This is a genomic window from Streptomyces sp. HNM0645, assembly GCF_030056615.1.
Taxonomy (GTDB): Bacteria; Actinomycetota; Actinomycetes; order Streptomycetales; family Streptomycetaceae; genus Streptomyces; species Streptomyces marianii.
The window spans coordinates 25,773-34,762 of the sequence record NZ_JASHLT010000065.1 but is presented as its reverse complement, the minus strand read 5'-3'; the positions used below and the strand labels follow the sequence as shown (position 1 = coordinate 34,762).

Below are 8,990 nucleotides of genomic sequence, written 5' to 3'. Positions count from 1 at the left end.
CCCCGCACCATGGCCACCCTCCGCAACCTCGCCATCGGCACGCTCAAGCTCCTCGGAGCCGACAACATCGCCAAAACCACCCGAGCCATCCGCCACGAACCCGAACGAGCACCCCCGATCCTGGGCATCTTCAACAACCCGAACCCTCAGGGAACTTGATCAAGCCCTGCTTGTCGGGAGCGCTATGGATGCTGTCTGCGTTCAGGAGGATCGCGGCGCAAGCCCGCGCCACGGCGGGTCCCGTCTCCCGCTCCCCGGCCCGAACCGGGTGCGGGACCCGGCCTGCCGCGAACCACGCACCCCCGGAGGAGGTGGTGACGGACGTGGTCCCGGCCGGTGAGTTCCGGGAAACCGAGCCGGACCACCAGGACCGACCGGCTCGTTGTCCGGGCGGCCGCACGTGCCGCGTGCCGCGCCCCGGCCGACGGCCTGCCGAAGCGGTCCGGCTCCCGAGCCGGCCGGCGGCCATGGCGTCGACGCGCCGCAGGACATGCCGGAGACTTCTCCCATTCTGCTCCGGCCGGCACCGTCGACCACCTCGGGAACCTCCCTGAGCGGTGGACCGCGGGCCCTGGACGCCCGTCGCGACCGAGATCCGGACCGTTCGACCGGTACCGGAGTGCGTACGTTCGGGTGGTCTGTTCGCCTCAAGTGCCCATGACAGCTGACGACTACCGGGTCACCTCGTAACTTTGGCGGCAGTGACGGTGGTTCCGGTTCCCTCCCGTCGGCACCGTCCCCCGACATCCCTCCTGCGGCCGTCCGGCGGCAGCCGGACGGCCGCTCCCACTCCATGAGATGTGACCAAGTGAAAAGTTGGCGATTGTGGACAGGCCTCGGCGCATCGGCCGCGGTCGCCGCCGGGGCGGTCACCTGGGCGGTCATGTCCCACCCCGCGACCGCCCCGGACGGCAAGTCCGAAGAGGCACCCCTCACCCCGCTCACGGCGCACGCACTGCTGCAGGCCGGCCATGTGCAGGCGCAGCACAAGGACTTCGACGGAGCGGAGGCCACCTTCAAGCGGGTCCTGGAGATGGAACCGCGCAACAAGCTCGCCTGGTACAACGTGGGCGTCGTCTCCGCGCGGGACGGCAGGCCGGCCGACGCCCTCAGGGCCTACGACGCCGCGCTGAAGATCGACCCTTCGTTCGCCTCGGCCCTCTTCAACCAGGCCGTGTTGCTCAAGACGAGTGATCCCGACCGGGCGATCACGCTGCTGGAGCGGGCCGTCGCCAACGATCCGAAGGCGTCGGCGGCCCATCTCCAGCTCGGCGACACGCTGTCGCGGAAGGGCCGGGACGGCGAGGCGCGGGACGCCTACCGCCGTGCCGTCGCGGCCGATCCGTCGTTGCACTCCCAGGTACCGAAGAAGTTCCGGGACACCACGCGGCCGAGCCCCTCGTCCGATACGAGCGCGGACAGGTAGCCACCAGACGACGCCGGACGCGATACCGACGCCGGCCGGGCAGGGACCGGGCACCACCGGTCCGTTGATGGTACCGCCGGGTCCGGCGTCAGCGAGAGGTGCGTGCCGCGGCGGCCAGTGCGGCCAACGCGGGCGTGTTCAGGGCCTTCGGCAGTTGGTCGTCCCACCGGGGCTGGGAGGGAACGCCGGCGGCCGGCCAGCGGCCGTGCCCCAGCACCGCGTACGCCGGCCGGGCGGCCGGACGCGGGAAGGCGGCGGAGCCGACCGGGCGGATCCGCTCGGGGTCGAGACCGCTCAGCCGGAAGGTCTCCCGGGCGAGCCCGTACCACGTGGTGCGGCCGGCCGCCGTGCCGTGGTAGATGCCCGCCGGGGCCAGACCGGCGAGGGCCGCGCGGCCCAGCGCGGTCAGCTGGCGGGCGAGTGCGCGGGACCAGGTCGGCTGACCGTGCTGGTCCGCGATCACGTCCAGCGTCTCGCGCCGTCGGGCCAGTTCGAGCATCGTGGTCACGAAGTTGCGCCCGTGGGTTCCGTAGAGCCAGGCGGTGCGCACGGTGTAGCCGGTGCCGGGCAGGAGTTCGGCCACCGCACGCTCCCCGGCCAGTTTGCTCCGCCCGTAGGCGTTGACGGGGGCGGTCGGCGCCCCTTCGGCGTACGGATCGTGGGCGTCGCCGGGGAAGACGTAGTCGGTGGAGAGGTGCAGCAGGAGGGCCCCGCTGTCCGCGCACGCGCGCGCGAGATGGCGGACACCCGTGCCGTTGACGGCGGTTGCCGTCTCCTCTGCGGCCTCGGCGGCGTCGACGTCCGTCCACGCCGCGCAGTTGACGACCACGCGGTGCCCGTCAACGGCCGCGCACACGGCGGACGGGTCGGTGACGTCGAGCTGGTGCCGGGTCAGTCCGGTGACGTCGACGCCCCGGTCGGCGGCGAGTTCCGTGAGGACGTCGCGGCCGAGCAACCCTCCTGCGCCGGTCACCAGCCATCTCGTGGTCATCGCGGCGCCGCCCCGGCCTTGAGCGGCTCCCACCGGGCCCGGTTCTCCCGGTCCCGGGCGACGGTGGCTGTCGGCCGCTCCTGCACCGCGTAGGTGATCCGCAGGCCCAGTCGGCTGCCGTCGTCGAGCAGCCGACGGAACTGGTCCTGCTGATCCGGGGCCGTGACGACCAGGATTTCGCAGACGCCCGCCCTCACCAACGTGGAAAGCGGGCAGTAGACCATCGGTTCGTCGAACACCGGCAGTAGCTGCCTGGACACCGAGCGGGTCAACGACCACAGCCTCGCCCCACCGCTCCCCGGCCGGCAGAGCTCCACGCACGGGGAAAACGCAAGGGCCCCCGCCTCACAAGCGGGGACGCGGCACGCGGCGGTCGCGGGAACGGGTCCTCCACACGGAGGTCGGCGAGCCGCGGGGCCGGGGCGCGCCCGCCGCCCCCTCGCCCCTCCCCCTCGTCGAACGGCGCCGGAAGCGTCCGCGGCGGATGATGGGACAGGACGACGTGGCCGCAGGGCCGTCTCGTACGCTCCGGCGGCAGTATGGCGAGGGAGGTGTCCGTCATGGGCGACGCGTCGGGCGCGAGCGACGCCGACCGGGCCGTGAAGGCCAAACACCGGGCGATGTGGGCGCTGGGCGACTACGCCGCGGTGGCGGACCAGCTGATCCCGGCACTCGGCACGGCGCTGGTGGACGCCTGCGGCATCCGTGCCGGAACGCGGGTGCTGGACGTGGCGGCGGGCACCGGCAACGCCGCGATCCCGGCGGCGCTGGCCGGGGCCGAAGTCGTCGCCTCGGACCTGACGCCCGACCTCCTCCACGCCGGCAGACGGATCGCGGAGAAACTCGGCGCGGAGCTCGAATGGCGCGAGGCCGACGCGGAGGCGCTGCCCTTCGGCGACGGTGTCTTCGACACCGTCATGTCCTGCGTGGGAGTCATGTTCGCACCCCACCACCAGGCCGGCGCGGACGAGATGCTGCGCGTCTGCCGGCCCGGGGGCACGATCGGGCTGCTCAACTGGACCCCCGAAGGCTTCATCGGCCGCATGTTCGCGACGATGAAGCCCTACGCTCCCCCACCGCCGCCCGGTGCGCAGCCCCCGCCTCTGTGGGGTGACGAGGGACATGTGCGGGCACTGCTCGGAGAGCGCGTCACCTCGGTACAGGCCCGGCGGGGCACCGTCCGCGTGGACCGGTTCACGACCCCCGGGGAAGTGGGCGACTACTTCAAGGAGAACTACGGGCCCACGATCGCGGTCTACCGCAACATCGCCGACGCCCCCGAGCGCGTCGCGGCGCTGGACCAGGAGCTGGCCGCGCTGGCACGCGACCAGGCTTCCGCAACGGACGGCGCCGAAGGCGGTCTGGCCATGGACTGGGAGTATCTGCTCGTGACGGCACACCGCAGCTGACGCGAGGATCCCCGGCTCCGGGAACTCGGCGGACATGCGAACCCGGTACGGCGGGGGCCCGATGTCTTCGAGGCGACCAACGTCCGTGATCACAACGCCCTGTTCCGGTCCCCGCGTCGAAGCCGCGCCGAAAGGTGGTGCTGCAGCGGCCGGCCGGCCGCCGCGAGGTTGTGGACGAAGTCGAACGTCTCGGCGTCCCTCAGGGTGTAGCGGCGGCGGGTGGCGGTGACCTCCTTGGCCGTTGGCGCGAGTGCCATCTGATGGGTTGTGAGATCGACCACGCCCCGGTCCGCACGGCCGACCAGGATCTCCGCGACACCGGTGGGCTGGGTGATGAGCGCCTCCACGCGCCCATCGGGCTGGGCCCGCCACCAACCGCTCTCCCGGGCCGCCGGCCTCAGCGGGGTGTCGTCCGCGTCGAGGAGCCATGCGCGCGCCTCGTAGCGGAGGAAGGGCCGGCCGTCGTGGCTGAACGTGACCTCCTGCCCGTACGCGAAGTCGTCGGCGAGTGTCGGGTATCCGCCGTGCCCTCGCCCGAGCCAGGTGCCGAGGAACCCGACCAGCGGCGCCAGCAGCACGTGCGGCTCGGGCGCTTCCTCCGGTCGGAGGGCGTCGGGGTACGGGGGCTGCCGGACGGGCTCGAAGGCCATGCGTGCTCCTGGGTCGGGGCGGGGTGCCGGGGGAAGCCTAGGACGTCGCTCGTGTGGGCCCACAGTGTGGGCTACGACGGCCCTTCGCGGTTCAGCCGGGAGTACCGCCGCCTCTTCGGGGCGCTGCCCCGCCAGGACGCTGCCATAGGAGTGGCCGGTTCCGACCCAGGGGCCGTGCCGCGTCGCGACCCGGACACGGCCTGTCGGACGGAGGGCCGCCGCCCCGTGGCGCCGGGTGCGGTCATGGACGTCACGGCTGAAGTGAGTCCGTTTCAGCACCATCCGAGGGCACGCACCGCACGCACGGCGGTGAACGTCCGTGGAGCGCGGGGATGCCTCGGCAGGTCAGCGGGTGCGCACCGCCGTCACGGTGAAGCGTTCCACGGCGGCGACATGTCCACCGGTGGAGGCCACCACCGTGAGCACGGGGTCCCGGGCCCCGGAGAAGGGGACCGTGACGTTCCAGGGCTGGTCGTCGCCGCCCGCGGGGGTGCAGCACTTGGAGGTTCCCAATGGCGCGTCGGACGACGGCTGGCGTACCTGGACACGGATGCTCTCGTCGATTCCGGTGATCCTGCCGCCGGTCACCAGGGGGGAGCGTACGAGCGCCCCGTACGCCGGTGTGGTGAGGGAGAACGTCGTGTCGTCGGTGCCGACGACCTCCCAGGGGGCGTCCGCGCCGGTGCCGAAGCGCACCATGTGGATCACCGCGGCGGTGCCGCCCTCCGGCCCGGTGGGCGCAACACCGACACGGGCGTGCCTGCCGCTCACCTTGCTCGAGGTGACTCTGTCGATCTCCTCGAAGCCCAGGAAGTCACGGGTGAACGAGAGTGCGGTCTGATCGGGGTCGAGGTGCCACGGCTGGTGACCGCCCGAACGATAGGAACGTTCCCACGCCTCGGCCTGAGCGAGCGTGGTGAAGGGCCACACCGGCTGGAGGCTCCACGAGCCCAGCGGCGGCGCGACGTTGGGAGTCTGCGTCGGTGCGGCGGGAGTGCGCGACGAGGTCGGTGGGTCCGCCGTCGGCGGCGTGCGTACGGGCGTCGTGGGCGACGGCGCGGCAGTCCCCGGTGCGGCGGACGTCGATCCCGATGCGCTCGGGGACCCGCCGGCACCGCTGCAGCCGATCAGGGCCAGGGCGGCCGCTGTTGCCGCGGCGAAGTGCCGCAACGGAAGCCAGGTGTTCATACGTGCGCCCCAGGAGAGGTGGAGCCGGTCGCGGACCGGTGCGTACCGCCATGGTGCCACCAGTTCCGCCGGCGTCACAGAAGCCCGCTGACAACGAGCCGGAGTGGATCGTCGCCACGCGGCTCTCGGCGCTGCCGTGGTGGCCTGGTGGACACGTCCGGCGACGTGCACCCACCCGGCCGCCGTGTTCTGCTGGAACCGTGCGCGGCCCGGCCTTGCCTGCGGCCGCAGGAAGGTGCCTGACATGGGGAAGGACCGGAACACCGAGGAGTTCGGACGGCTGGGGGAGGACAGGCGTGGGACCCCGGGCCGCCCCGGCCGCGAGGACGTCAGCCTCCCTGGGCGCGAGGGGAACGCGGCGGGCCGGCATGCAGCCGAGGCGACCACGGCGGTCGAGGAAACCGAACGGGAGAGCGGGGGGTGATTCCGTGCCCGGCCCGCACCGATGCTCCCGGCGCGCCGGGAGCGCGGACGAGAAGGATGGCGTGCTCCGGGGCACGACCGGGAAGGCCATCTGCATGACCGTCTACGTCGTCACCATTCCCGGCACCTTCCTCAAGGAGCTCTCCGCGTCGGCCCGCGCTGAGCTCGTCCGGGCCCTCAGGCCGGCCGACCCCCGCACCACGGACTTCGGCGCGGCCGAGGACCTCGACATCCTCACGTTCTATCCGGACTCCCCCGCGTTCAGCCTCCGCCTCGAGGTCGAGGCCCATGACAACGCCTCCGCAGAGGCCAAGGCGCGAAAACTCGCCGCGGACGCGCTCAGGTCGGTGGGGGTCTCGGAGGAGGAAGTGCCCCTGGGGCAACCGGTGATCACCGGTATCGACGCGGAGTAGGGTCGGCCGCCCGTGGACGCGTGAGCCGGCGGACCGCCTTCCGTGCCCTGCCGGACTCCCTGGCGGCGGCGGGCTCACGGAAGGAACTCGCCGTACGGAGCCGAGCACGCGGAGGCCGGTCGCGTCGCGGGGCCGGGCGACGTCACGGCCCGGAGGGCGTACAGCACACCGGTTGCGGCACGCTGAGTCGTCCCGGTCCTCTCGCGGCGGGCGTGACGGGCGAGTGGGACGACGGCCGGACCCACCCGGTCGTCGATGTGGAGATCTCCTCGGAGAGCCACCCCTTCCACACGGGCAAGGCGCGGACGGTTGACTCCGAGGGCCGCATCGCCCGGTTCGAACGCCGCTGCGGCGGCGGGCGCGGCGACACTCCCGGTGCCGCCGGGGACCCCGGCTGACCGGCGCCCCGGGCGCCGCCTCGGTTCGCCGCCGCGGACGTTCAGCGCGGCACGAGAGTCGTTTCGGTCGCCTTCACGCTGGTCCACACCGTCGATCCGTCGGCGAGGCCGAGTTCGGCCGCGGCCTGCGGGGTGATCTCTGCCACCAGGTCGGGGGCGGTGTCCGAGACGATCAGGACCCGGAGCCTGCTGCCGCTGGCGGTGATCTCGCGTACGGTGCCGCGCCACACGTTGCGAGGGCTGCCGGACGGCCGCTCCGGATGAACGGAGACGGCCTCGGGGGCGATGACCGCCAGAGCGTCGGTGCCCGGCGGAAGAGGGTCGGCGACGACGAGGGTGCCTCCGTCGGAGAGCCGTAGCCCCTGGGGCGTGGTGGTGCCCGCCCAGGCGTTGCGGCCGAGCATGCGCGCGACCCATGGGGAACGGGGGTGGCGGCTGACCTCGGCGGGCGACGCGTCCTGAAGGGCCCGACCCTCGTCGAGTACGAGGACGCGGTCGGCGAGTGCGACCGCCTCGACGGGGTCGTGCGTGACGATCAGGCAGACGCCTCCGAAGCCGTCGAGATGGTGGCGGAGCGTGTGCCGGACGTGGGCGCGGGTGGTCTGGTCCAGAGCGGCGAGGGGTTCGTCGAGCAGCAGCGCGCGGGGGCGTGCGGCGAGGGCGCGGGCGAGGGCGACGCGCTGGGCCTGGCCGCCGGACAACTGGGCGGGTCTCCGGTGCGCGAGGTGCCCCACGCCGAGCCGGTCCAGCCACTGCCGGGCCTCGCGGCGCGCCTCGGCGCGGGGGGTGCCGTGGGCGCGGAGCCCGTAGGCGGTGTTGGCGAGGGCCGTGAGATGCGGGAACAGCGCGCCGTCCTGGGGCACCCAGGCAACTCCCCGTTGGTGGGGCGGGAGTCCGGTGACGTCCGTACCGCCCAGCGTCAGCCGGGCGTGCGCGCGGGGGGTGAGGCCGAGCAGCGCGCGCAGCAGCGTGGTCTTGCCGGCGCCGTTGGGGCCGACCACGGCGATGGTGGTGCCGGGGCCGGCGTCGAGGGTCAGTTGGTTGAAGCCGGTGACGTGGGCGTGCAGGGGCCAGACCTCCCGGGTGTCCGCCGGGGGCGGAACGGCGGCCTCCGGACCGTCCGTGGCGGCGGTCTCGGCCGCGTTCGTGACGGGCTTCGCGGCGCGGTCGTGGTCGGTGGGCGTTCCGCTCCAGCGTCCCCTGAGCGCGATGAGCACGAGCATCGCGATGGCGAGCAGCAGCAGGGAGACGGAGGTGGCGGCCTCGGGCGCTTCCTGCAGGAGCAGGTACACCTGGAGCGGCAGGGTCTGAGTGGTGCCGGGGAGATTGCCCGCGAAGGTGATGGTGGCGCCGAACTCGCCGAGGGCCCGGGCCCAGGTCAGGGCGGCTCCCGCGACGAGTCCCGGCGCGACCATGGGCAGGGTCACGGTGAGGAACACCCGCACGGGCGAGGCGCCGAGGGAGGCCGCGGTCTCCTCGTAGCGCGGACGCAGCCCGCCGAGAGCCCCCTCCAGACTGATCACCAGGAAGGGCATCGCGACGAAGGTTGCCGCGAGCACCGCGCCCGAGGTGTGGAAGGGCAGCGTGATGCCGAACCAGTCCTCCAGAGGCGGCCCCAGCAGACCCCGCCGGCCGAAGGCGAGCAGCAGCGCGACACCGCCGACGGTCGGCGGCAGCACCATGGGCAGCAGCACCAGGGAACGCACGAACGCCTTGCCGCGGAACGGGACGCGGGCAAGGAGCCAGGCCAGTGGCACCCCCAGCAGCAGGGACAGCCCCAGTGCCCAGAACGAGACGAGGAGGGAGAGGCGCAGCGCCTCCAGGGTGCCCGGGGTCGTCAGATGGTCCGCGAGTTCGCCCCATTGCGTACGGGCGAGGACGCCGACGAGGGGCAGCAGCAGGAACGCCACGGCGAGCAGGGCCGGGACCGTCAGGGCGAGCGGCGGGCGGGAGCGGTGGCCTGTGCGGCGACGGAGCTGTGGCATCGGCGTGGTCCAGGATCGAGGCGGCCGGGCGGGGTGGGGAGGAGGGGCGGGGGCAAGGGGCCTGCCCGTGGGCCCGTGACCGGGCGGACCCTCACGACGGCTCCGGG

9 protein-coding genes and 1 pseudogene are annotated in these 8,990 nt (G+C 73.4%); 5 read left to right on the top strand and 5 right to left on the bottom strand.

Translation table 11 applies throughout. From position 1 onward, the window contains the following. Nucleotides 1-883: 883 nt before the first annotated feature. On the top strand, nucleotides 884-1,426 hold the full coding sequence (locus QMZ92_RS32570; RefSeq protein WP_283301175.1) for a tetratricopeptide repeat protein: 543 nt from the start codon (nucleotides 884-886) through the stop codon (nucleotides 1,424-1,426). Between the two features lie 88 nt (nucleotides 1,427-1,514). Here the strand turns inward: QMZ92_RS32570 and rfbD are convergent, their stop codons facing one another. Further along, nucleotides 1,515-2,417, bottom strand: a complete 903-nt coding sequence (gene rfbD / locus QMZ92_RS32565; protein WP_283301174.1) for a dTDP-4-dehydrorhamnose reductase — start codon at nucleotides 2,415-2,417, stop codon at nucleotides 1,515-1,517. After that, a complete protein-coding gene (locus QMZ92_RS32560) occupies nucleotides 2,414-2,734 on the bottom strand; it encodes a sugar phosphate nucleotidyltransferase (protein WP_283301173.1) in 321 nt (106 codons plus the stop codon). The genes rfbD and QMZ92_RS32560 overlap by 4 nt, the downstream gene beginning before the upstream one ends. 243 nt (nucleotides 2,735-2,977) lie before the next feature. Here QMZ92_RS32560 and QMZ92_RS32555 point away from each other — a divergent pair, with 243 nt between their 5' ends. Then, complete coding sequence (locus QMZ92_RS32555) at nucleotides 2,978-3,826, top strand: class I SAM-dependent methyltransferase (RefSeq protein ID WP_283301172.1); 849 nt, start codon at nucleotides 2,978-2,980, stop codon at nucleotides 3,824-3,826. 89 nt (nucleotides 3,827-3,915) lie between these two features. On the opposite strand, the gene QMZ92_RS32550 is transcribed toward QMZ92_RS32555, so the two are convergent. Together QMZ92_RS32550 and QMZ92_RS32540 are read right to left on the bottom strand one after the other, a co-directional pair. Beyond that, a complete protein-coding gene (locus QMZ92_RS32550) occupies nucleotides 3,916-4,476 on the bottom strand; it encodes a nitrobindin family protein (RefSeq protein ID WP_283301171.1) in 561 nt (186 codons plus the stop codon). Nucleotides 4,477-4,821: 345 nt separating this feature from the next. Beyond that, nucleotides 4,822-5,664, bottom strand: coding sequence for a hypothetical protein (locus QMZ92_RS32540; RefSeq protein ID WP_283301170.1), 843 nt, complete (start codon nucleotides 5,662-5,664; stop codon nucleotides 4,822-4,824). 244 nt (nucleotides 5,665-5,908) lie between these two features. On the opposite strand from QMZ92_RS32540, the gene QMZ92_RS32535 reads away from it, so the two are divergent. From QMZ92_RS32535 to rpmE, 3 genes and pseudogenes are all read left to right on the top strand, one after another. Beyond that, on the top strand, nucleotides 5,909-6,088 hold the full coding sequence (locus QMZ92_RS32535; RefSeq protein ID WP_283301169.1) for a hypothetical protein: 180 nt from the start codon (nucleotides 5,909-5,911) through the stop codon (nucleotides 6,086-6,088). A gap of 61 nt (nucleotides 6,089-6,149) precedes the next feature. After that, a complete protein-coding gene (locus QMZ92_RS32530) occupies nucleotides 6,150-6,500 on the top strand; it encodes a DUF6204 family protein (RefSeq protein WP_283301168.1) in 351 nt (116 codons plus the stop codon). A 224-nt stretch (nucleotides 6,501-6,724) separates the two neighbouring features. Continuing rightward, a pseudogene (gene rpmE / locus QMZ92_RS32525) lies at nucleotides 6,725-6,898 on the top strand (50S ribosomal protein L31); the annotation flags it as partial. A 41-nt stretch (nucleotides 6,899-6,939) separates the two neighbouring features. Here rpmE and QMZ92_RS32520 read toward each other — a convergent pair. Continuing rightward, on the bottom strand, nucleotides 6,940-8,883 hold the full coding sequence (locus QMZ92_RS32520) for an ABC transporter permease (RefSeq protein ID WP_283301167.1): 1,944 nt from the start codon (nucleotides 8,881-8,883) through the stop codon (nucleotides 6,940-6,942). Nucleotides 8,884-8,990: the final 107 nt, after the last annotated feature.